Here is a 24,292-nt window from a genome sequence, read left to right on the forward strand (position 1 = left end):
CAGGGCAAGTATCAGGGTTATAAACTTCGCTAGTAAGCTCAGATTGACGTTAAGGGTGTTACAGATTCTTCGTCAGTAGACTCAGAATGACGTTACAGAGAGACAGATTTTTCATCTGTAGCCTCAGAATGACGTTAATGGTGGGGCTCACTCTACTCGTCATTCTGAACAGCTTGTGCTGATTGCCAACAGGCATATCAGTAAGTGAAGAATCTGTTTGGTTATGGTAATGGGATATGGGTTATGGGTATTTTGGTAATCTTGTAATCTTGTAAATTTTGATTCAGAGTGCATTGGTATTTAATGCTACAGATTCCGCTGACGACTAGCCCTATAACGAATTCTTAGTTGTCAGGGCAAGTGTCAGGGTTATAAACTTCGTCAGTAGACTCAGAATGACGGTATTGTGGAGCAAATTATTTGTCAGTAGGCTCAGAATGACGGTCGCCAGGGGCAGATTATACGTTTTGATTCGAAATAGTAATATTCACTAAGCTATAAAATTAAAAAGTCCACCTGTAAGGGTGGACTTTTAACTAACCTATACCCTGATGGTTAATCCACCATCAAACCTTTGTTGTTCGTTTTTATTAATTCCAGTATGCTATTATTTGAGATTGTGGATGTTCCTAATACCACATAATTTCCATCGTTTGATTCTATTACGTCTATCCCTCTGTCATTTGATGATCCGCCGAAGTATTTCTTCCATTGTACATTTCCACTTGGATCTGTTTTAACAAGAAAGATCTGCTCATCATCTGAAAGATAGTTTGTTGTTCCGACTACTATATAACCACCATCGACTGTCTGACTTACTCCTGAGGCTTTTTGATTGCCTGGTTCTTGAATTAATGCCTGCCATGATTTAGTGCCATCAGGTGTGATATTTACCAGAACCATATTAGCATTTGTTTCCGGACCTTCAGTTCCAGCTACGATAAACCCTTGTCCTGCATGGTCCATATCTGCCGCTGATTGTACCACAGTTGTTGGTAAGACAAAATCCCAAACAACCTGCCCGCTAAGGTTTGTCGATGTAACTCTGATATTACTTTGAGTCTCAGAATATTTTACAGTTCCACACCAAACTAAATTCTCATTAGCCGACTGTAGAATGGTAGTAACGCTATCCCTATTACTTACAAATCCATAATCACGGTAAATAGTATCCTGAGCTACCAGATTAAACTCCGTAAGTACCATCTCACTACCCTTTTCATCGTCTCGATTAGCCATAACCATAAGTGTTCCAGCGTTAGAATTGAATATTTTCAATCCCATCTCCATACGATTTGACAATCCAAATGATAAGGAGTCTATTAATGAACCACTGTTTACATCTAATGCTAATAAGGCTACGTTTCTATCCTCAGTTGTTGGATCAGTGATCATTCCGGTAACATATAACCTACCGTCGCTACCGACTATGGCATCAGAACCAATATCATTTAAAGTACCACCAAAAGTCTCTGACCATTGTCGGTTTCCTTTGGCATCACATTTAATTACTAAAATATCATTATCTCCCCGTTGCAGATTTTCAGAACTTCCGGTAATAAGATATCCTCCATCTTCAAGTTGACTAACATGATAGGAATGATCATCGTTTGCATTACCGAAAAATTTATCGAAATACGGAGTAGTTTGCTCACCGACAAATGCCTCGGTGGTACAACCACCGAGCATTGCCGACATTAGCATGATTGATAAGGCCTTTTTTATCATTGTATGATACTAAATTTCTTTACTATTGGTGCAGAATTATCCTCTTCTGTAATCATCATATAATAGATTCCGGAAGGATAACTGCTTGTGTTGATTGAATTTAAATCCCCTGGTTGAATAATCCCTGAGTCTACCTGACTCCCTTGTAGAGTATAAATTGAATATTGTGCATCACCTTTGTAATCTCTAGGCACACGTATTTTCAACTCACTTCTTACCGGATTAGGATACAAAAGGTAATCTTCAGAATTGATGTCATCATCGACACCAGTTATAATATTTGGCTGTGGCAGACCATTGAGATCTACAGATGCACCTTGTACTATTTCTTTTGTTTGCTGTATATCTTGCGCCCTGAACAGATATGCTACAAGTTTATAATCTAAGGTATGATCAAAACCACTGTAGTAGTCATTCATCCAGGTAAGGTTAACAACTTCCTTTCGTGCTGTATCTTCATCGATCCAGTCTCCAACGATAGTTGTACCTCCTGCATTTGGAATGAATTTACGAAGTACATTTTTATAGGTCGTTCCTTCAACCTCCATCTCCTTTTGAACAATACCTACCATCAAAACAAGGTCATCTTCAATATCTTCACCAGTAATATTTTTGGTGATTAATACTTCGATATCAAGCTTTTTGGCATCTTGATCAACAGTTAAATCAATGTTAAAAGGTGCCGATACCAATGACCTTCTGTCATACATATCCGCAGCATATCCATCCTGATCAGTAGGAAAGTCTATTTCCGGACCAAAATAACCATCAAAAATTGTCCTTGGAGCTTCATAAACCCCATAGTGTAATCTCTTAGCACTAAAATCTTTAGGGTTATATTGATATACAGGATCTTCATTAGGACTATTTATATGATAGCGGATATCGATAACCTGATTCTCCTTGCCTGACAACAATGAATCCAGATAATTAACAGAGGATGTCATAGTATTATCTCCCTGGCTACTACTGATGAACGATTCGATTACCATTTTACGGTTTCGCTCTACGATAGAGAACTTGTTCATTCCAAACCCTCTCAAATCAATACCAAAAGGGTTATCAGCATTAGAACCAAAAACAAATCTAAACTTCACTGCTTCACCGTTAGCTTGCTTCTTAACATCATCTAATTGGAAGGCTGCTTTCTGCCAGTCAAAATTCCCTGCCCAACCTTCACGTTCAACATTATTTCCATCAATACGAGGTGCTCCAAGTAGGTTTTTTGCATTGTACCATCCCAGACCACTTCCTTCCTTACCCAGCTTATACCAATTTCGACCTCCATCAAAGCTATACTGTAGTACAACTCCATCAGCTTGAATATCGGTTTTTGATGCAATTTCCAGATCAAGCATCGGAACCTTAGTATCCGTTAAAACAAAGCAAGGTGACTCGAGGTATGATAATTCGTTGTTATTATATGAGCCTCCATTATTATATGTAGCCCATACACCATTTTTACTTAGCCATGAATCAGCTTTAGTCCAGCTTGAAGTAGCGGTATTGTCAATATCTCCAACAGACACCCACCCTTGATATGGCTCGACGTCAAAGTCTTCGATATAGTTATATACATTAATTTTTGGTTGGATAAAGATATTCTTTGATATACTATCCAAACACCCATAAACAGTTTCAACAGCGAATGTAACTGTTTTCATTCCCGCATTATTAAATACCGGATCGATTCCAAATAATTTGTTATCACTATCAAAACCACCTTCATAACGCCAGTATACATTTCGAATATCATTTGGATCAATCGAATTCAATAACCCTGGCTCAAAAGAAGACTCTTTAGTAGCACAACCTCCAAAATATGTGAAGTCTGGCTCAGGATAAGGCGTTATATTTATAAACTCCCTATCAGAAACTCCCACACAACCTTCAGAACTTGTAACTGTCAACTCAACCAGATAGGCACCAGTATTAAATGCCTTTTTAATTGCCGATCCTTGTTTGGTATCACCATCTCCAAATGACCAATCGTAAGTCATTTGTTGTCTTTCAACATCAGTAAGATTATCTGAGGTTACAAATTCAATTGAATCTCCTTCACAACCATCGTCAAAATTAAATGCGGCTAATGGTGTCTCATTTACCTCAATTTCGATTGTTGATGAACGCTGAGAACAATATGTAGAATCTCCGTTATATTGATAATAAAATTTATATGTTCCTACATTTAAACTATTCCCAGATATTTCAAATCCATCTCTTTCCCTTACCTGACCAACTCCTAATTGAGAAAATAAAGAACCATTAACAGGGTCAAGTCCCATTGCATTTGCAAAAGTCACTACAAATGATTTTTGATTTGGATCATTCTCACATAAAGAGGTAATATTATTCTCTATACTCAATTGTGGATTTGAAGAAGCCTTTAAGTTTAATTTGAAAATAGTAACTGATTTAATCAAATCCTTTGTGCTATTCGGTGTAGTTTGACATGTGCTTTGCGAAGTAATCTCCTTATAATCCACCTCAGCTATTAACTCAATATATGTAGCACCTGAAGGGATTTTTGAGAAATCTAAATTCCCGACAAATGTCGAATCATTATCTCCAGCAAATGCATTATTAATATTAGTCCCTACAAATAAATCATCAATATTCATTGAACCAATATCAGTTTTTGCAACCAATTGATTAATTCCTACAAATTGAAGATTTTTAACATAGGAACACTCTTTTACTACATATATAGGAATAAGACTACCATCTGGAATAATTAACTGAGTTTGTTGATTAAAGACATCCTGTTGTACACCATCAATATTTTGAATATCTATTCCTGGATCTCTAGGGAATGGATCTCTAGGGAATGGGTCTTCAAATCCATCTTGAATTCTTTCTATTGTCTCAATTGTAATCGGATATCCTTGTTCAAACACAGTTGGAATAACTGCAAACTCCACCAAGGGATTATTAATATTGTCTTTACAAAAATCTTTTGTAGATAAATTAATTTCCGATTGATTTAAAAACTTCACTAAATCTCCATCATTAGCTACAGAAACATTATCGATGGCTTTTTCAGAAACACAAGTTAACTTTTCTGAATCATAATTAAATTCAGCATAAAATTTAATGGAATAAGTCCCTGAAGGAACATACTCAGGATAGAAAGTATAATTATCTCCACTTTTAAAAACACCCGCACCATAATACTCTGATTTTGTTATATCGGGATTTGGATTATCTAATCCAGCTCCATTTAATAATAATGGACTATCATTATTATCAAAGTTTAACCTACTGTCAGTTAAATTTAACTGATCGAAAGTAATAATCGGGCTTTCTTTTACAGTAACGTAAGCATCAGTTGATTCTGGTTGGTAATTAGTTCCAGAACCAGGTTGAGTATCTATTATTACTCGTACAGTATACGGATCAACCAGAGCTTGTTGAAAAGAATAGGAAAATAATATATATTCTCCCATATTAATTGGTTCAAAATTATCAATTAAAATATCATTAATTTCCAACTCGATGTTGTCTAAATAATTTTGAACATTATCCTCATAAAAGTAAATAAAATTAACGGAGGAACCCTCACAAATGTCAATACTATTAGAAATTCCTGATCCAGTTACTGCATATAATTGCTTTAATTGTCCAAATGACAAACTGGATATACCACAAAAAAATGCTACAAAGAATAAAAAAAATTTATTCATTTCACTTTGTTATGTTTTGAAGATAAATTTTTTCAACCTCTGAGTTTGATAAGGCTTTATTGTAGATTAATACATCATCAATAATACCATTAAATGAGTCATTCCCAATATTCACAAAATTATTTGCTGGAAGGTACATGCTATTTTCACTAGGTAAACTACCTGTAGATATTACTTCATTATTAAAATATAACTTGGCTGACTTACTATTAACATCAAAAGTAAAACACATAAAATTCCAACCATCGGTATTTGCAACCAAATCACGAATTGTAAAAACAGGTGAAGAATATAAATCTCCAATCACCTCATCTACAAAGTATTTAATTTGACCTCCATGAGTCTTGAAAACTGCTCCTCCTTTATTATCACCATGTTTTACCCACACTGCAAAAGAAAATCCATTTGGAAGGTTTAATTTCTCTACACTATTCACATACAAATAGTCATTAACTCCATCAAATGAATAAGCACTATTTTCATTTCCAAAACGATCTGTTGTTAACTGGGGTGAACCACCAACTATATCTAAATTCGCCGCCTCACCTACATTACTTTCGTCATTTGCATTTCCATTGAATGGATAGAAAGCAACTAACCCATCACGTGGAATATCTTTTACTGCAGGCTCTGCGTCTTCTCCGCCTGTACATGATGAAACTAATGAAATAACAGAAATGAACATTAGAGCAAGTAGCCCTTTGCTAAGTAGATTGATTCGCATGTCTAAAAATCCTTTTGGTTGATTAAAAAAATTATATCAGTCGTAAATATATAGGATGACCTTTAATAATAAAAATATTTTTTACAGGTAATTATTATTCTGTTTACTTTTCTTCTTTTAATTCAATTTTAATTGAAACTCTAATTGCATTTGATAATGATATTTTTATTCAATCATTTCAATTTGGCATTAACCAATTTATCATCAGCTAAGAAAAATTTTCCTGAATAATTGAATTAAATGGAAATCGTAATATTACTTTGTTATATTTTGAATATAAATCTGTTCAATTGCTGAACTTGTCAAAGCTTTATTATATATTACCACATCATCAATCAACCCATTAAAAGAGTCAGTACCAATATCTATTCTATCATTAAGTCTAACTGGATACAATGCGTTTTCTTGAGGGACAGTTTCAGTTTTTACTAAACTGCTATTTACATATAAATTAGTTTTTTTAGTTGATGCATCGAATGAAAAGCAAATAAACTTCCAGTCTCCATGTTTTGTTTCATCTACATAACTAGTAAAAGTTGGACTCGTGTTTACATACCCTGCAACATAATTATTAATATATTGAACCCAACCAGCATGTGTATCAAGAACCACCCCTGATAGATTATCAGATTTAGCCCAAACCGCAAATGTAAAACCATTTTGAAAATTTAATTTTTCCAAATCTTGAACTCTTAGATAGTCATTCACTCCATCAAATGAATATGCACTGTTTGCGTTACCAAAACGATCAGTAGTTAATTGTGGTGAACCACCTACTTCATCAAGATTCGCGGCCTCACCTACATTACTTTCGTCATTTGCATTTCCATTGAATGGATAGAAAGCAACTAACCCATCACGTGGAATGTCTATTATTGCAGGCTCTGCGCCTTCTTCGCCTGTACACGATGAAACTAATGAAATAACAGAAATGAACATTAGAGCAAGTAGCCCTTTGCTAAGTAGATTGATTCGCATGTCTAAAAATTATTTTGGTTGATAAAAAAAAATATTGGACTTAAATAGAGTTATTAATTATTTAGTAAATGTTTGATTATATAAAGAAGAAACTTCAAGGGAAGTCAATTTTTTGTTGTAAATAACTGCATCGTCAATCTTTCCATCATAAAATTTCCCAGAGTTTGAATTATCACCGAACATTAACCCTCTTACAGATAATCCCTCACCGAAAGAATCATGATGCTGATTAGAACTAACTAATTTATCGTTATAATACAAGTTCATTACTTTCTCAGTATTATCCCATGTTAATGTTACCATTAGCCAGCCTGACTTAACAATATCATCATAATAATACACTGCTCCAATTGCTCCATTATTTGTATCTACATATGCAGTATAACCAGGCCCTCCAGGTTCATAGATTAATTCATATTGTCCTCGATTGTAAACATCTCCTTGAGTTCCACCATTCACCCAAACTGACACTGTTAAATCTCCCTTAATCTGTAACTTTTCCTTAAAATCTACCCTAACACCATAATCAGTACCATCAACCTCATATGCTGAGTTTGGGTTCCCAAATCGATCCTCAGTTAAAGTAGCATTTAACACAGTTCCATTCGCCGCCTCACCTACATTACTTTCGTCATTTGCATTTCCATTGAATGGATAGAAAGCAACTAACCCATCACGTGGAATGTCTTTTACTGCAGGTTCTCCGCCTTCGTCGCCTGTACATGATGAAACTAATGAAATAACAGAAATGAACATTAGAGCAAGTAGCCCTTTGCTAAGTAGATTGATTCGCATGTCTAAAAATTATTTTGGTTGATAAAAAATAAATTCTGGCCAAATATAATAGGTGACTTGATTTATAAAAAACAATAGAAGGTTTTTGTTAAAGGTTTTTGAATCAAAGGGAAGGTTGTAATTGGTAGTCTATGGGTTAGGGTGATGTTTTTTTTTAGGAAGGTTTTACATTGGTTAAAAAAGTAACAGATTCCGCTGACGACTAGCCCTATGACGAATTCTTAGTTGTCAGAGCAAGTGTCAGGGTTATAAACTTCGCCGGTAGGCTCAGAATGACGGCTACGATGAAGCTCACTCTACTCGTCATTCTGAACGGCTTGTGCTGATTGCCGACAGGCATATTAGTAAGTGAAGAATCTGTTTGGTTATGGTAGTGGGATATGGGTATTTTGGTAATCTTTTAATCTTGGGAATCATGATTCAGAGGGCATTGGGTCAATATGTGACAGATTCCGCTGACGATCTCCTAGACCCATGACGAATTCTTAATTGTCAGGGCAAGTGTCAGGGTCTAAGAATCAATACAATATCAAATCTCCCATCACACAATCAACCACCTCCGTGACGAACCATAGGTTGTCAGGACCTTCGGCCCGGGATTTCGTCCTTCCTCCCCGCCCTTCTATGAAACATTTATAAAAATGTGCAGCTATGATATTTATTTGGGATCCTGTTAATCTTTTAATCTTGTAAATTTTGATTCAGACAATTGGGTGTTGGTATTGGGACAATATGTTACAGATTCCGCTGACGACTAGCCCTATGACGAAATCTTAGTTGTCAGGGCAAGTGTCAGGGTCTAAGAATCAAGACAATATCAAATCTCCCATCACACAATCAACCACCTCCGTGACGAACCATAGGTTGTCAGGACCTTCGGCACGGGATTTCGTCATTCCTCCCCGCTCTTCTATGAAACATTTATAAAAATGTGCAGCTATGATATTTATTTGGGATCCTGTTAATCTTTTAATCTTGTAAATTTTGATTCAGACAATTGGGTGTTGGTATTGGAATATAATGTTACAGATTCCGCTGAAGACTAGCCCTATGACGAATTCTTAATTGTCAGGGCAAGTGTCAGGGTTATAAACTTCGTTATCATACTCAGAATGACGTAAAGGAGAGACAGATTCTTCGCCGGTAGGCTCAGAATGACGTTAATGGTGGGGCTCACTCTACTCATCATTCTGAACGGCTTGTGCTGATTGCCGACAGGCATATCAGTAAGTGAAGAATCTGTTTGGTTATGGTAGTGGGATATGGGTATTTTGGTAATCTTGGAAATCATGATTCAGATGGCATTGGTCAATTTGACACAGATTCCGCTGACGATCTCCTAGACCCATGACGAATTCTTAATTGTCAGGGCAAGTGTCAGGGTCTAAGAATCAAGACAATATCAAATCTCCCATCACACGACCAACCACCTCCGTGACGAACCAGAGGTTGTCAGGACCTTCGGCCCGGGATTTCGTCCTTCCTCCCCGCCCTTATATGAAACAGCTATAAAAATGTGCAGCTATGTTCTTTGTTAGGATTCATGGGAATCATTGTTCAAACTACTTCTATTCAAATGTTAGCGCAGCGCATCTGGAATCAAAAATAAAAAGGGATTTGAAATCCCTCTTATTAAAATTCGACATACCCTTCGGAATTTATCAAATAGCATTATATTACCGTGAGTCTATCGTCCTAGTTTGTAACGAGTATGTATGAGGTCGGCATTTGTAATGCCATTTATAAAATCTGCATTACAAACGCAGTTCTCAAACACTCTCGTTATGCTTCGCTAAACAAGGGCGATCGACATATTATGAGGCCATTCCTTATCTTTTTCTTATACCAATCAACTGAAAATCATACATATCTATTCTCTTTTATACCGATACATGATTTTTTAATTTATCTTTGCAGCCTTATTTTCGATTCATCATAAATCGATCGTTTAACTGTCAATTTAGATTATAGATCATGAGTAACGGTAAGATAGAACTAATGGCCCCTGCCGGGAATTTTGAGGCAATGATGGCGGCTATACAGGGTGGAGCTGATTCTGTTTATTTTGGTGTGGAACAGCTCAACATGCGTGCCAGGGCAACCATGAATTTCACTATCAACGACCTGGAAGAAATTGCCAGAATCTGTGGTGAGCATAATGTACGTACTTACCTAACTCTTAACACTATAATCTATGATCATGATCTTTCTCTAATGAAAATGATCATTGACAGGGTAAAAGAATCAGGCATCACTGCGATCATCGCCTCTGATCAAGCTGTGATTTCTTACGCTTTCAGTAAAGGTGTTGAAGTACACATTTCTACTCAAAGTAATATCACAAACATCGAAACAGTTCGGTTTTTCAGCCACTTTGCTGATGTAATGGTTTTATCACGTGAGCTTAGTCTCCTACAAGTGAAGAAGATTACTGATGCAATTGAAAAAGAACAAATCAAAGGCCCGTCAGGAAATCTGATTGAAATTGAAATTTTTGGTCATGGAGCTCTATGTGTTGCTGTTTCGGGCAAGTGCTATATGAGCCTTCATACTCATAATGCCTCAGCAAACCGAGGTGCGTGCATCCAAAACTGTCGCAGACAATATAAAGTTGTTGATATTGAAGAAGGCTACGAGCTGGAAATTGATAATGAATTCATCATGTCTCCTAAAGATTTATGTACCATTGATTTTCTTGATCAGGTAATTGATTCCGGGATCAAAGTATTAAAAATTGAAGGTCGTGGAAAAGGGGCTGATTATGTAAAAACTGTCACTCAGTGCTATAGAGAAGCAATCGATAGCTGTCAGGACAAAACTTATTCTAAAGAAAAAGTTGAAGGATGGATGCAGCGACTTTCCGAAGTATATAACCGTGGTTTCTGGAGTGGATATTACCTTGGACAAAAGCTAGGTGAATGGACTTCACAACCGGGATCTGTGGCTACTAAGAAAAAAGTATACCTGGGCAGAGGAAATCACTACTATAATAAAATCGGGGTTGCGGAATTCACCCTGGAAACAATGAAGGTTAAGGTTGGTGATAAAATACTAATTACCGGACCTACAACTGGTGTTGTTGAAACTGTAATTGAGGAAATGCACGTGAATGATGAAGGCAAGAAAGACATCGCTGTAAAAGGAGATAATTTTGCCATCAAACTGGATACTCAAATCAGACCTTCGGATAAACTTTATAAAATCGTCGATAGCGAAGAGACCGCTAATGCCTGATTTAGACTAAAAAGAATTTGAACATCAGGGTAGTTTCTACTGCCCTACTTTTAAGTTAACTATGGTAATAATCATTCATCAAAGGGATAAATGCATTGGATGTAACTACTGTGTCGAATTAGCTCCTGAAAGATGGAGAATGTCTAAAAAAGACGGTAAAAGTGTTCTTCTTGGAGGTGTCAATAAAAAAGGATTCTGGAATGTAAAGGTTAACGAAGACGAGCTTAATTCAAATAAACGTGCGGCGGATGCTTGTCCGGTAAATATCATCCAGGTCAGAGAACATTAAGTAATAAAAGGATTGCTATTGCCGCAGGAATAACTGATAGTAATTCTAAGAGCTAAATTACCACTTTGAATTCCTGTATTAGTTAATAAAAAAGGTCCGAGTATAAATTACCCGAACCTCACTTAAACAGTTTTTTAGACACTACCTTTTCACCCATTCTTGTATAGTCCGGACTACCATGATTATTTCATAATAGCCAGACCTCACCTACCTAAAGGTTAGTATACAATATCTTTTTTACGCTTCTTCAGTTTAGGCCTGTAAACAGGAACTGTATAACCTATGGATAGCATAAAGTTGTTTAACTTCAAATCATCATCCAGGTGAGTATAATCATACTTTAATTCAGCATTGTTATAACGATTTTCAGTATTGACGATATTCCACATTCCATAAGAATATCTAAAATCAACAAACAGATACCCTTTTCCCAGCACATCTTTCATTCTTACTCCTGCCCCACCGATCAACGACCAGTTCATACTTACTCTTTGGTCAGATAAATCAACTGAAGGACCTCTAACCCCTCTATTTCCATCTTCTGTGTTCAGGCTATCAAATCGCTCAACATTTGCTTCAGCACTCATCAAATATGAAAATTCAGCTCCTAAACGAATATATGGTTTGTATTTCTCACCATTGAATTCATATTTGAATGTTACCGGTAGAGAGATTCTATTTTGGTTTTCTATAAAATTCTCAGTAACGAATCCCAACTTACTTTCCTGATACTCATATGACAACCTATTAAACTGAGGCCCTGTTTGAACACTTATTTTCTTCGAAAGATAAAATTCAAATACCAACCCAACCTGATATCCTGCTCTCATTCTATAAGTAGCATCAGTAAGTTCCGGATTATCCAGACTATAGTTCATGAGTACATTAGGTCGGGTAAAATTCACCCCTAACATTCCACCAAACAAATAAACCGGGTTTGTTCTGAACATTTTGTAAAGGTTTATAAATTCTGGTGGATCTACTACCGGATTAATCTCATATTCAGGATCAATTTTCAACATTTTAAGCATTGACTCCTGCGCCTTTTCCTTTTCATCAAAGTAAAGGTTAGCTAAGGTAAGTAATCGATATGCTTCTACTTTCTCCTGTTCGTTAAATCCGCCTCTAAGACATTCATCAAGCAATCCCGGAATTTCTTCAATTCTACCCTGCTCATAAGTCTTTCTGGCAGTTTGCAATGTCTTTGCGCAGCCATTAGCTTCTTCTTTCACCTGAGCAGTCATGAGAAATGGTATCACGGCTAGCATCAAGATTAATATCCGATCGGTGCTGATGAACTTAAAAAATTGTCCTGTCATCTGTATTGGTTGTTATTTATTTACAAGTTGTTTCATAAGGAATGTCTTCTCCGACATAAGATTCCCATTCCTGTGGTGACATATCACGTTTTAATTTTTCACAAAGCTTCTTAGCCATTAGCTTGGTTTGTGTTGGCCAAAGCCTGATCAGGTGATCGCGACATCCTGCAAGCAAGAAGTTGTTATCAGGAGTAAACTGAATCGACCAAACCCAATCTTCATGATCTCGCAATACAATCGGCGGATCAAAAAGATTATCCATATTCCAAAGCCTCACAGTCTTATCGAAGCTACCAGTGGCCAATCGTTTATCATCATGACTGAATGTGATATTATTAACCCTTGCCTGGTGTCCTGAAAGTTCAGCTATAATAGTTCCTTTATTATTGTCAATAATGGTAACTCCTCCCTTTTCACCACCTAGTACGAGGTATCTGCCACTATGGCTAAATGCACTGGTAATAATTGGAATACCTCTTCTATCACGATGAATTACTCTCGACTTGTTTCCATCATTCCTGTCTACTTCAACTACCTCACCATTGTTTTTAGCAACGATTAGCTTGCTTCCATCAGGACTAAGCGTGATATCATTGATTTTATAGTCACTACTTAAAAGGTCTGTAACATTTTCATTATCCCAGTAGATTACTCGTTTATCAGAACCTGAAGCTAGTAATCCACGTTTATCAGGTGTAAAAGTCATGTACCAGATCTCTCTGATATTAGTTTTAACCTTTACAGGGTTTGCTGACACATCATTTAAATCATAAATCTCGATGTAGTTAAAGTCTCCCGCTACAGCCAGATACCTTTCATCTTTACTTAATGCCAGGGTTCTGTTAATTCTACCCGGATGATGCGCTATAATATCATGACCCGATTGTGGATTATCAGAATTCCATCTGATTACCCGACCATCAGAACCGGCAGAATAAACATATTTTGCATTTTTAGTAGTTACAATCGACCTTACATTCTGAGTATGAGCAAGCAAGCTATTGTAGCTAGGCTCTTCCATCGCTTTCAATGCATAGTACATACCATCATAAATATCCGGATCATGCATTTTTCCGCCATACTCATTATAAAAGTTAAAGGCTTGTCTCGCTACCAGTGATTTTTTAGCACTATCGGTTAACTGTACAGATTTAATTGCCATTGATTTCGCAATGGATAGCATTCGTAACCTGTAAGCCTTTTGCTCTTCAGTCATTGCCACTTTTCTGGCACTATCAGCAACCAAAGTTTGCTCTATAGCACGTCTACGTTCTCTATCGGCAATGATCATTTGAGCTTGAGCAATACGTTCGTTCTTAAGAGCTTTCTCAGTCTCCTGCTCTGCAATCTGTCGTTGCTCTTCAGCACGTTGAGATTCTTCCAGAGCTTTTTTCTCATTTACTTTGGCTATCTCTGCTTGCTGTTCTGCAACTTCTTTTTGCTTTGCTGCCTCAGCACGCTGTACATCTGCTTCTCTACGTTGATGCTCTGCATATAATAAGAATAATAAAGCTACGACAATACCCAATCCAAGAACTAATGCAACAATTCTGGCCAGGATAAGTCGGCGCTTTTGCATTTTCTCTCTGATACGCTGCTCGCGTTCAAATTCTTTCTGGCTATATTCCAGAAACAACATGGTTCGCTCATAAGCTTTATGATATCGCAGACCCCATGCTTGTGAAGGCGTCTGTTCGTTTTGCCAGTTTAGTGCAATTTGAAGATCCGGTGGCCTCCAAAGACCTGCCTTACCTTCCTGGTGCATTTCTGCAGCTTCAGCCAATCGCAAGTATAATTTTACAGATTCAGCTTCTTCTTCCACCCAAAGGTTAAGCTCAACCCAAATTCTCATGATACTTTCATGACTGATATCAATAACGCTATCATCAGTAAGCTCTGTTTCATATGCCGGCATTAGTAAAGTTCTTCCCGGCTTACGAAAGGCATCGATTACCTTAATTACTTTAGATTCCTGAGCATCAACAATGGCTACAACTTCCTGAAGTTTAGCTGGGCGCCTTACCCCTCGACCGTCGTCTCCCTTTTCAGTTATAGCTTTAAAAATTTTCTCACAAATCTTCTTTTCATCATCAGTTAGCTCCAGATATGCTTCACGAGCATGCTCAGAAAGTGCATTCTCCATGCCTCCTATTGCCTCATAATGAGCAAAAGTGATCGGTTCATTACCGATTTTATTTCTTTCCCAGTAATTCCAGGTCCTCATTAATGCGTGCTGCATAATAGGAAGCTGATCGGCACTGGTACCTATATTATCAAGAATATCTTCTACTAAATCAGGATCAATTTCTGCTCCGAATAAGTGAATAGGACCTACAATAGCAGTTTTCTTTTCTTCTCTGGTCATTTGAGGAATAAGAAACTGGCTATCATTAATCAATTTTGTTAATCCTGGAAATTGGGCACAGTCACCAACAAAATCTGCCCGAATGTTGATCAGCACATAAAAAGGGACTTCCTGATTTTTATGCGCGTGTAAAATAAGGTCTATATAATGCTGAGCGTCGTCTTTATCGTACTCTTCTACTGATTGGAATCTGAATATCTCTTCAAACTGATCAATGAGTAAGGCAAAATTACTTTTTTCGAAGTAATACAAGTCCTTTAGAATCTTGGTCAGTCCATCAACCCCTTCATTTAGAACCTCTAAAATTGCTTCATATTCCAGTGCATCGAACTTCTCTTCAAGTTTCTTAGCTAAAATTCTGATGGGAGAATCGCCCGGAGTTACCGTGATGGTCTTCCAGGTATCAGCATCGTTAGTTTTCAAAGTTGACTGTACCGCAGGAAGAACACCGCAATACATGAATGAAGATTTACCTACTCCTGAAGCACCAACCACGGTCACCGATTTGTTATCGGTTAACTTGGTGATTACTTCTGAAACCTGCTTTTCTCTACCAAAATAGAGTTTTCTTTCTTCAACAGTAAAAGGTCTTAATCCCGGAAATGGATTTTTAAATTCATTTGTGCCGGTAATATCAAGATGCACTATAGCTTCTGACATATTTACATTTGTTTTTCCGCACTTAATTAAAAGGCGAAAGATTAAAAATTGTAAAAACTGAACTCTCTAATAAAAATCAGAAAATCCATACATTAAAAACTAAATCAGACCGTGCCGACAGGGTTACCGGAAGGTATTTTGGTTATTTGTCGGTGATAAATCCTTATATTTAATATTTCGGTTGATTTCTATTAATGCAATAATATTAAAATTGTAATATATAAATCAATTTTTTTGAGACCAAAGATTTTATAAAAGTCATAAAATTATCTCAGTTCAAAAATTAACTCACCTGAATTTCTTCTTTAGTATCATTCATTTTACTTAATGAAATTTCACTTAGTGCCTCCGGAATTTCATCATAAAATGACATCATCTCATGAAATGCCGCCTGATCAATTCTGAAAATAACTGTATCTTCAAAGGATACTAATTCAATTTTCTGATCTTTGGCATTGATATGATCAAGGCAATTAACGATATCACCATCTCTAAATTCAATTTGATTATCGCCAATTTTCAGCATTACTCTGCCCTTTGTGACTAACAGATAATCCACAAAATTAATTGACTCCTTCGTTTCAATTCTAGTTCCTTCAGGATATTTCTCGATCCTTACCATCTTGGCAATTTCAGCCAGTACCAGACCACTAATATTTTTAAATACCGGTATGGTATTCATGTATTCAATTATCTCAATTCGAGTTGTCAAGCCATCATCCCCAGATTTTTCTTCCTGAAAGGCGCGGATGGTATCTGCAACATGCTTATATCTTTTTAGGTTCCCATAGCGCTCATAAAACTCATCAAGCGCACCTTCATAATGAGTAGCCAAAGCATTTGCTGCTGTTTCTCTCAATAATGGATCGGGATTCACCAGATTAGCAGCAAAAATATCCGGGTCAACTGATTTATCATTTGACAACTCACGTAAGCCACAAGCTTTGGTCCAACGGTTTATCCATTTATAATCTCGTTGAACAATATTTAACAAGGCATCCGATTTAGACATTGGCTCTGTCGGATAGATATGCTTCAATTGCTCTACCTTTTCTTCATAACTCGCCACGCCTAACACTGGCAAAAGTGCCGGCTTTAATTCTTCATTAAGGAATACCTGAAGCAAATCAGTAGCATACTCTTTTTCCTCGTTATTATCACTATGAATGTTCCTTTTCACCAATTCAACCGACTTAGGGTCGTAAATCAGTGCCAATAAACGAAATATCGTCTCCAGGTTATAAGCGATTTCGTTTTCCATAGCGCTAATCAACAGGTCACTGCTATCTCCCTTTCTCAAATCATTAACAACCGACATATTCCAGACCATTGCACCGCAAACTTCTTGCAACTCGGAACGAATCTGAAGAGAGTTATTTTCATCAACATTATATCCGCAATGACTCAATGCCTCAAGAGATGCTGCGATAATATTCTGGTTAGGATAGTTAAGTTTTTTAAGCAGAAGCTTCACTGCTTCACGACTACCAACACGACCATAAATCTGAACAATTCGCAATTGAGTTTTCTGATCCTGACCAGTTAGATAGAAGGCTGTTTCTAGCATTTGGAAAACCGGTTCTCCGGTTGCAGCAAGTGCAGCTGCAGCAGCATTTCCATAGGCCGTTTCACCTAGTTTTTCTATCAGGTTATTATTCAAATCTTTATCCTCAGAAAATGCTGAAGAAGCCACAGCATGATATCTGACTGCATCGTGCGGATCTCTGAAAAGCTTATTCAACAAGTTGCCTTTCATTGCTTCCTCTGCATATGCTGTCAGCATTGCTCCATAAACCCTTTCATTAACGAGCTTAGATAGAGTCAGCTGTTCGATATATTTCAATTTCTCCAATCTGAATTCCGCACCTCGTAGCTTGCTATATACCGACCTGGTCAATGCGGCCGTTTTCATAACCGGGAAGTATTTACTTTCCATTATATTATCAAGCAGAGGAATGGCTTCAAGGAGACACATTTCATCACATTGCTTTAGCACAACTTCTCTGATTCGATCATCATCAAGATTTAGAAGATCAATCAGGACATTTCTATATTCGATCGGCTCTAAAACTCTGATCAGGTTTAATTGTCTCGGAAGATCTTCAACAGATTTATCAAGCAGCCCGGCCGAAAGGCGCTCAAGCAAACTTTCAGATAATGCTTTATCGTGCTTAATTAATTGTTGTTCAAAATCCAGACTACTTCGTAAAACTCGCTTATATCTTGAATGAAGAATAAATCCGGAAATAATCCAAATTACCACCAAGGCTATCACTCCGATTAAGACTACTTTAAGATTTAAAAGTGAATGATGATTAAGTATCATCAATCCGGATGATGCCAATATTGCAAAAAAAGACGATATGATAAATTCAGACTTAAACCTCGAGTCAAATCTTAATTCAGATCTGACCGGAAGGAAATAGTTCATAAAAACTGTATGCTCAAATCCCTTTTTGATTGCTTCAGAGCTAGCCTTAAGGGCTGTCATCAATACAAAGAACATAAAAAATGTTTTTGACTCATTGGTAACACCAAACATTTCTGCTGCCCCATAGGTAAGACCACCTACCAATAATACTACCACGGGTAATACAAGGAGTCCGGTTCTCAATCCGTAAGCCCTGATGGTTAATCTTACAGCCAGAAAATCAATCAGCCAGCTTGCTACCAGAATCGAAGCAGTCAGCACACTAAGGAATGCCACCAACTCTGACGAAGACTCAAATCGAGTATTTAAAACATCAATAAATGAATACTCTATAAGCAGAAAAACCATAGTTGAAAGACCGATAAATAAACTCAGTCTTACGAAATATTGGTTTTTAACAAGATTTTTAAATGAATTATGAGCGTTTACATATTGAGCACTATAATGAAGCTCATTGAGATTTATATTATCAACAGCAATTACAAACAGACTAATTAAAGCCAGAAACAGAGCTACACCTGAAAATATCACTTGTAAATTCCAGCCTAGATCAATAAAATCAATCACCCATGGAACAGAAAATAAATATGCTGATACCGGAATAATTACACCTGAATATAAAACAGGTCTGTATTTTTTAAGGTCAGTGATATTGAAAAGCAATTCTGTAAACCCAAAATATGATGCTGCATATAACCCTGTAAGTGGCAAGGTTGCTGACATCATAATCATTCCTATTTCTGATTGTGAATAATCAAAAACATTTAGAAGTAACAGAAGATAAAAAATCAAATTAATGATTATCAGTATCGATGTATAAGTCCAAAATGAAACTCTGAGCTTCGTATAATTGTAGAAATAATATAAGATTATTGACGATACTGAACCATAAAGTAGAGCTTCAGGTAAGTCGTTCATTCCATTTGTGGCCAGGAACTGTATAACAGCAGAAATATTAAAAATAAAAATTCCCAGGCCTATGAAACAACCAAATAGCCAGGTTGAATATACCCGACTGGAAGTTGAAAAAAATGACATAGTCGTTTAAGTAGTTAATCAGTTGAAAGATTAAGAAGCAAAAAAAGACAGAAATAGCATTTTACCTAATAAAAAGCGAAAAAAATCTTCAATTCGTCCTTATGTTTTACCTTTTTTATGTAATTCTTTATTGATAGCGTAGTCTAACATTTCTAGAGTTATCAATTTACTTTGCTGCGATGCAGCCATCAATACACAATAATGTACTACGTTTAATATCTCCCCTCCTGTCAAATCAATTCTACGCAATTGCTGATAATTCACACGCTCATCTAATTGATAGTCAGAAGGTAGAGTCGTTTCCCATAACCTTTCACGCAGATTTTCTGCCGGGGAAGGGAAATAAACTATATTATTAAATCGTCTGTTGAAGGCAGCATCGATATTCATTTTAAGGTTTGTTGCCAGAATTATAAGCCCCGGGAAATCCTCAATTCTTTGTAAAAGGTAAGCTGCTTCTTGATTGGCATGCCTGTCATTAGATGAATTGACAGATGTCCGCTTTCCAAAAATTGCATCGGCTTCATCAAAAAACAGAATCCAATTTTTATTCTCTGCAATATCAAATAGCCTCTTCAGGTTTTTTTCTGTCTCGCCAACCCACTTTGACACCACCATCGATAAGTCTATTCTGTAAACAGGCAACCCAAACTTGTTACCAATGATTGTTGCTGTTAGTGTCTTTCCGGTACCTGAAGGTCCATAAAACAACGCCCGATATCCCCTCTTGACTTTTTTACCTAACTCCGGGTGTTCAAATATCACATTATTGAACCCAAGCCACTGTTCAATCTCATATATCTTTTCACGCGTTTCGTCACCCAACACTAAATCTTCTTCAGGCAATTGAGTATCAATAAGCTCTGCCGGGAAATCACTTCCGGAAACCGGAGTGTAATTTCTATCTTCAATTGATGCTAAGGCCTCTGGAGTAATAGAAGGTAAAGCTTGATTATCTGATAGTTGACCAGGAATGAAATTAAATTTAATCAGGTTCATCGATACAAGCCTGCAATTCAAACTGATCTGATTTTGAATGAATATTCGCCGTTCAAGATTATTCCCGGCAAATAAATAATAAAGTGATTGCAGATCTGGTATAAACACAGCATTTGAACCATGAATATGACCTCCATATTGAGTAAATGGCTTTCCGGTATCCGGATTATTCAATAAAAGCGGATCAAAAATTTCCGGTTTATAATATGCAGACAGCAAATGTGACAAGACAAAACATTCGCATTTAGAGAGATCTGGCAAAGATAACAAAGCCTTTACTTCCTCTTCAGGAATGATATCAGTTCCCAAAAAATCAGAGCCATTTTTACTATACGAAGCCATAGTTTTTCTGGCTGCATGTAGTACGCTACTCTGTGTTATATCAATAATTGAACTTAATTGGTGTAGTTTAGTTTTAGTTGATATCATTAAAAAAATGTTCGGTTACTCAAAGGTAAAAGTGTTATCAAACAAGACCAAAACAATTATTAACTTTTCATTAACAATCTATAATTATCAGGCAAAAAAAATATTTTGATTTAAATTACTTATATCTGACTCATAACTACTTAAACCTGATGATTGGAGGATTTGATCTATCGAGTAGCTATCAGCACGCATTATCGTTGATATACATATATAATGATACAAATACTGAAAGTCTATGGGCTAAAATCCCAAAGAACACTTTTCTTAAATCTTTAACTGAGAATTTAAAAACTCCTGCCAGAATAAATCAAGGCAGGTCAAATTTATGCGGTCCTGCTTCAATTTGTAAAATTATGGCTGAAAAAGACCCTGAGAGCTACACCAGAATGGCTATATCATTATACGAAAGAGGAGTGGCTAAAAGCAATAATTCATTTCACTTCCCTATTGAGTCCAACGAAAGCCTGCATAATGAGTCACCTACAGATGGTCTGTCACCAGCTGATTATGTTGTATTATCATCCCTCAGGCAATCTTACAATATAGTTTTTGATTACACCCCTGAATCCGACACCGGTTTACAAGGGTTTTCATACCCTAATGATTTGATAGATATAGCTGTGAATTTTGCAAACCTCACTGACTATACACTTAATTATGGCCATGATATCTCCGGAATAAACAAAGCTTTAAACCATGGTGCGGCAGTAATCGGACTCTTTGATATTGACCAACTAAAAACCGGAAAACCAAATAATCAGATACTACAACGAAGATTTGGCAATCATTATATCATTATTAACAGTATTAAAAGAAGTTATGATCAGGTTGAAATAAATTACTGGAACTGGGGGGATACCTCTGAAAACCAAACTACCGTTTTAACTGATATTAAAAATTATGATTCTGCAATTAGAAAATACCTTATTATAGGTTGTAGATAAACTACCTCCAGGTAACATGGATTGGTTTATTCATCCATGGAAAGCGAATTACTTTAAATGACCATGGTACCTTATCGATTAGTAAATCATAGCCTCTTTCTTCCACACGTAAATCCCAAAATTTATCGTTATGAGTCAGTTTTCCTTCTCTCAATAAAAATGAGCCTCTTAGGTTCTCTGGAGATGATTTCTTAAGGGCAGTCCAGTTTGATATTACTCCTTTTAATAGGCCATCAGCAGTTTCCTTATCCTTTTCATCTAGCACAATATTTTCTACAAAGGGCACTCCCAAAGGAATTCCTGCTATTAACTTATTAAGGGTCATCATATATTCCTTCCCTTCCTCAAGTCCTGTAGCCAGATAATGCATTAGATAGCAGGCTTTTTCCTGATGATAATTACTGGAAAACTCTTTTTTATTTCCTAATAGCCCTGTTAAATCAAAAAGCCTTGTTAAATAAGGTGCTAATAAGACAATACCGGCGTTTTTTATAAAAATAGGGTCCTTTATAATTTCCTGATCATCAATAGGGTAACCTGATTCTGATTTCTTTCGAATTTCATTCTTATCTGATTCCCTGTTTTTTTCTTGTAAACGAGATTCCTCTTGATCTGATGATTCTTGTTGATCTGATGATGATGAAGTTTGGCTCGTCTCCTCTTTTAGACCTTTTATATTCTTAATATCAAATCCAAACAGGTTTTCCGGGAGAATATCTAATTCCTCAAGCATCTGTTGCAGAGCTTCCGGAGCTACCTCTTGTTTAATAAAGTTTAATGTTCGGGTAGGAATCTGCTTAAAAAACTTAATCGCTTCAAATCTTGACTCTTGAATAAATTTACTTAGGAATTCATCTAATTTCAGGTTAATAACAACCGGTTTTTTACTTTCTCTAGCCCATTTATTAACCTGAACATTTACCAACTCAAAATCCTTTAAAATCTTAGAGGTAATAATTTCTTTCTGGCTTTCAGTAAGTAAACTCTCAGGAACTGTCAACAATGATTGAGCAATCAACACCACCTGCGGAGCCATAATTTTTGAAATTCTTTTTATTATTTCTCCTTTAAACTCATCTTCAAGATCAATTTCTATTCGTTGAAAAGCAGTAATTAACTCAGGCTTAGTCATTGACCTGAAAACCTGAGCCAAATCCATGATATATTCTCTAAAACCGATCAGAATTATTTCACTAATTCTTGTTGATTTTTCATCAATATAGATTCCTCCGAAGTTATTATTTCTACTGATTACACCAGTTGACAAGTACATTCTAAAATCATGCTGAATATCATTTGGCGCATTTGTTACGAGCTTACCGTCATTCAGATCTATTGATACATTATCGATACTTTTTCTCAGTGACTGACTTCCTTTATCTGATGTCACCAGATGAATAATATTTCTAATATATTGCTGCTGCAGAGGAATATTACCTGGAGCCAAAATCACAAATACCTCTTTTAAGATATTTTCAAGTTTTATAATTTCTCCAAAATCAACCTTTCTGAAAACAGCTTTAAAAATTGCTTCTTTTAAAGCTAGTTTTAACGCTTCCGATTTTAGTCCGGATATATTTACCCGACTCAATACATTATTTAATTCTGCTAGGTCCCGGCTAATGAAAGGCTCCCTCTCAGCTATTAATTTAATTAAATTATCAAAACTATAATTCTCAATAATCTTCTTCCTTTGAACCTGATCGGCTGGAAAATTTTCAAGCTTACTAAATGATAATTCCTTTTTAACCAGACTTTCACTTTCCGTTCTTCTTACGATTGTATCAATAGCATCATTCACTAATACTTTGATTTCACTATGATGATTTTCATCATGCGTTTTAAGATTATCATGCTTTTCCAATACATCTACAATCTTACCTATAGAATTATAGGTTAGTGAATTTTCCTTTTGTAAATCAATTATCAGCTCACGTATTTGCTCAATAAAAAATATTCTTTGCTCCTTATCAGAATTAACCCGGATCATATTATAACCCGAAATCCGAAATAATGAACTTTTAATATTAGAAGGCAGTCTTTTACTTATGAAAAACAGAATTTCTTTCCACTTGGACTTATGTCTCTGAATTGCACTAGATGAATTGATTTGAAAACAAAAGTCAATCCATTTATCAGGAGACGGAAACAGTTGAAACAACCTATTGAGTGAAGATTTATATTCAATTTCTTTGCGGATAAGCTCTCTGATCAGCACGGGATTGTTAATAATAACCTGTTCCAGATATCTAACTAAATCTGATTCATTATGAAGGTCTGAATACGAATTCCAGGGAAGGAACCCGTTTTTTAAATAAAACTCAAGACTTTCAGTTATAATTTGATCATTGCTATCGTATTCAACCTTAATATTATCCGAAAAAGCCTGAATTTCAATTAGTCTTCTGAGCTGTAGCCTTAATTCCTGTTTAAGTTTCGATTTGACATCTGCTTCAAAACTATGCAATGCAATGTCTCCCAGATCAAGATCAAGTGTTTCAATCTTGATTCGCTGATTTTCATCACATACTTCTTCAAATACCTCAGATAAAATCTGTGAGAGATCAGTCTGAAGTATATTATTTAATGAATGTTGTATTTCTGTTGAGTTTTCAGAGGATATCGCTGATAATTCGAATACCCCTGACCTCAATTTATGGTCGGCATTCATATAAA

General features: G+C 36.2%; 13 protein-coding genes. 3 read left to right on the plus strand and 10 right to left on the minus strand.

Going from position 1 to position 24,292, the window contains the following annotated elements; all coding sequences use genetic code 11:
- Nucleotides 1-555: 555 nt before the first annotated feature.
- From HH304_RS08590 to HH304_RS08610, 5 genes are all read right to left on the minus strand, one after another.
- A complete protein-coding gene (locus HH304_RS08590) occupies nucleotides 556-1,728 on the minus strand; it encodes a hypothetical protein (RefSeq protein WP_169680244.1) in 1,173 nt (390 codons plus the stop codon).
- Entirely contained in the window at nucleotides 1,725-5,411 is a 3,687-nt protein-coding gene (locus tag HH304_RS08595; protein WP_169680246.1) for a PKD domain-containing protein, read from the minus strand. The genes HH304_RS08590 and HH304_RS08595 overlap by 4 nt, the downstream gene beginning before the upstream one ends.
- A 1-nt stretch (nucleotide 5,412) precedes the next feature.
- On the minus strand, nucleotides 5,413-6,135 hold the full coding sequence (locus HH304_RS08600) for a LamG domain-containing protein (RefSeq protein ID WP_169680250.1): 723 nt from the start codon (nucleotides 6,133-6,135) through the stop codon (nucleotides 5,413-5,415).
- 255 nt (nucleotides 6,136-6,390) lie between these two features.
- On the minus strand, nucleotides 6,391-7,113 hold the full coding sequence (locus HH304_RS08605) for a LamG domain-containing protein (RefSeq protein ID WP_169680252.1): 723 nt from the start codon (nucleotides 7,111-7,113) through the stop codon (nucleotides 6,391-6,393).
- Between the two features lie 57 nt (nucleotides 7,114-7,170).
- The gene (locus HH304_RS08610) at nucleotides 7,171-7,908 is read right to left on the minus strand and encodes a LamG domain-containing protein (RefSeq protein ID WP_169680262.1); all 738 of its coding nucleotides are present in this window, start codon (nucleotides 7,906-7,908) and stop codon (nucleotides 7,171-7,173) included.
- Between the two features lie 1,974 nt (nucleotides 7,909-9,882).
- Here HH304_RS08610 and HH304_RS08615 point away from each other — a divergent pair.
- The gene (locus HH304_RS08615) at nucleotides 9,883-11,142 is read left to right on the plus strand and encodes a peptidase U32 family protein (RefSeq protein WP_271711560.1); all 1,260 of its coding nucleotides are present in this window, start codon (nucleotides 9,883-9,885) and stop codon (nucleotides 11,140-11,142) included.
- Nucleotides 11,143-11,203: 61 nt separating this feature from the next.
- Nucleotides 11,204-11,431, plus strand: a complete 228-nt coding sequence (locus HH304_RS08620; protein WP_169680264.1) for a ferredoxin — start codon at nucleotides 11,204-11,206, stop codon at nucleotides 11,429-11,431.
- A 218-nt stretch (nucleotides 11,432-11,649) separates the two neighbouring features.
- Here the strand turns inward: HH304_RS08620 and HH304_RS08625 are convergent, their stop codons facing one another.
- The 4 genes from HH304_RS08625 to HH304_RS08640 all read right to left on the minus strand — a co-directional run bounded on the left by HH304_RS08625 (nucleotide 11,650) and on the right by HH304_RS08640 (nucleotide 20,672).
- Nucleotides 11,650-12,690, minus strand: a complete 1,041-nt coding sequence (locus tag HH304_RS08625; RefSeq protein WP_169680266.1) for a porin family protein — start codon at nucleotides 12,688-12,690, stop codon at nucleotides 11,650-11,652.
- A gap of 76 nt (nucleotides 12,691-12,766) precedes the next feature.
- Complete coding sequence (locus HH304_RS08630) at nucleotides 12,767-15,775, minus strand: nSTAND1 domain-containing NTPase (RefSeq protein WP_169680269.1); 3,009 nt, start codon at nucleotides 15,773-15,775, stop codon at nucleotides 12,767-12,769.
- A 283-nt stretch (nucleotides 15,776-16,058) separates the two neighbouring features.
- Nucleotides 16,059-19,244 (minus strand): MFS transporter, encoded by a 3,186-nt coding sequence (locus HH304_RS08635; RefSeq protein WP_169680285.1) that lies wholly within the window; start codon nucleotides 19,242-19,244, stop codon nucleotides 16,059-16,061.
- Between the two features lie 99 nt (nucleotides 19,245-19,343).
- Nucleotides 19,344-20,672 (minus strand): ATP-binding protein, encoded by a 1,329-nt coding sequence (locus tag HH304_RS08640; RefSeq protein ID WP_271711561.1) that lies wholly within the window; start codon nucleotides 20,670-20,672, stop codon nucleotides 19,344-19,346.
- 149 nt (nucleotides 20,673-20,821) lie between these two features.
- Here HH304_RS08640 and HH304_RS08645 point away from each other — a divergent pair, with 149 nt between their 5' ends.
- Nucleotides 20,822-21,616 carry a hypothetical protein gene (locus HH304_RS08645; protein WP_169680287.1) on the plus strand — a complete coding sequence of 265 codons (795 nt, stop codon included), beginning with the start codon at nucleotides 20,822-20,824 and terminating at the stop codon, nucleotides 21,614-21,616.
- A 1-nt stretch (nucleotide 21,617) separates the two neighbouring features.
- Here the strand turns inward: HH304_RS08645 and HH304_RS08650 are convergent, their stop codons facing one another.
- Nucleotides 21,618-24,287, minus strand: coding sequence for a contractile injection system tape measure protein (locus tag HH304_RS08650; protein WP_169680289.1), 2,670 nt, complete (start codon nucleotides 24,285-24,287; stop codon nucleotides 21,618-21,620).
- Between the last annotated feature and the right edge of the window lie 5 nt (nucleotides 24,288-24,292).

Origin of the sequence: Marinigracilibium pacificum (genome assembly GCF_012926615.1) — a bacterium.
Classification (GTDB): domain Bacteria; phylum Bacteroidota; class Bacteroidia; order Cytophagales; family Cyclobacteriaceae; genus Mangrovivirga; species Mangrovivirga pacifica.

What these genes read in the sequence shown, in the direction of transcription:
- HH304_RS08645 (WP_169680287.1), top strand. Translation starts at nt 20,822, where the DNA reads ATGATTGGAGGATTTGATCTATCGAGTAGCTATCAGCACGCATTATCG.
- HH304_RS08650 (WP_169680289.1), bottom strand. Translation starts at nt 24,287, where the DNA reads ATGAATGCCGACCATAAATTGAGGTCAGGGGTATTCGAATTATCAGCG.
- HH304_RS08635 (WP_169680285.1), bottom strand. Translation starts at nt 19,244, where the DNA reads ATGTCATTTTTTTCAACTTCCAGTCGGGTATATTCAACCTGGCTATTT.
- HH304_RS08590 (WP_169680244.1), bottom strand. Translation starts at nt 1,728, where the DNA reads ATGATAAAAAAGGCCTTATCAATCATGCTAATGTCGGCAATGCTCGGT.
- HH304_RS08640 (WP_271711561.1), bottom strand. Translation starts at nt 20,672, where the DNA reads ATGATATCAACTAAAACTAAACTACACCAATTAAGTTCAATTATTGAT.
- HH304_RS08620 (WP_169680264.1), top strand. Translation starts at nt 11,204, where the DNA reads ATGGTAATAATCATTCATCAAAGGGATAAATGCATTGGATGTAACTAC.
- HH304_RS08595 (WP_169680246.1), bottom strand. Translation starts at nt 5,411, where the DNA reads ATGAATAAATTTTTTTTATTCTTTGTAGCATTTTTTTGTGGTATATCC.
- HH304_RS08605 (WP_169680252.1), bottom strand. Translation starts at nt 7,113, where the DNA reads ATGCGAATCAATCTACTTAGCAAAGGGCTACTTGCTCTAATGTTCATT.
- HH304_RS08615 (WP_271711560.1), top strand. Translation starts at nt 9,883, where the DNA reads ATGAGTAACGGTAAGATAGAACTAATGGCCCCTGCCGGGAATTTTGAG.
- HH304_RS08630 (WP_169680269.1), bottom strand. Translation starts at nt 15,775, where the DNA reads ATGTCAGAAGCTATAGTGCATCTTGATATTACCGGCACAAATGAATTT.
- HH304_RS08610 (WP_169680262.1), bottom strand. Translation starts at nt 7,908, where the DNA reads ATGCGAATCAATCTACTTAGCAAAGGGCTACTTGCTCTAATGTTCATT.
- HH304_RS08600 (WP_169680250.1), bottom strand. Translation starts at nt 6,135, where the DNA reads ATGCGAATCAATCTACTTAGCAAAGGGCTACTTGCTCTAATGTTCATT.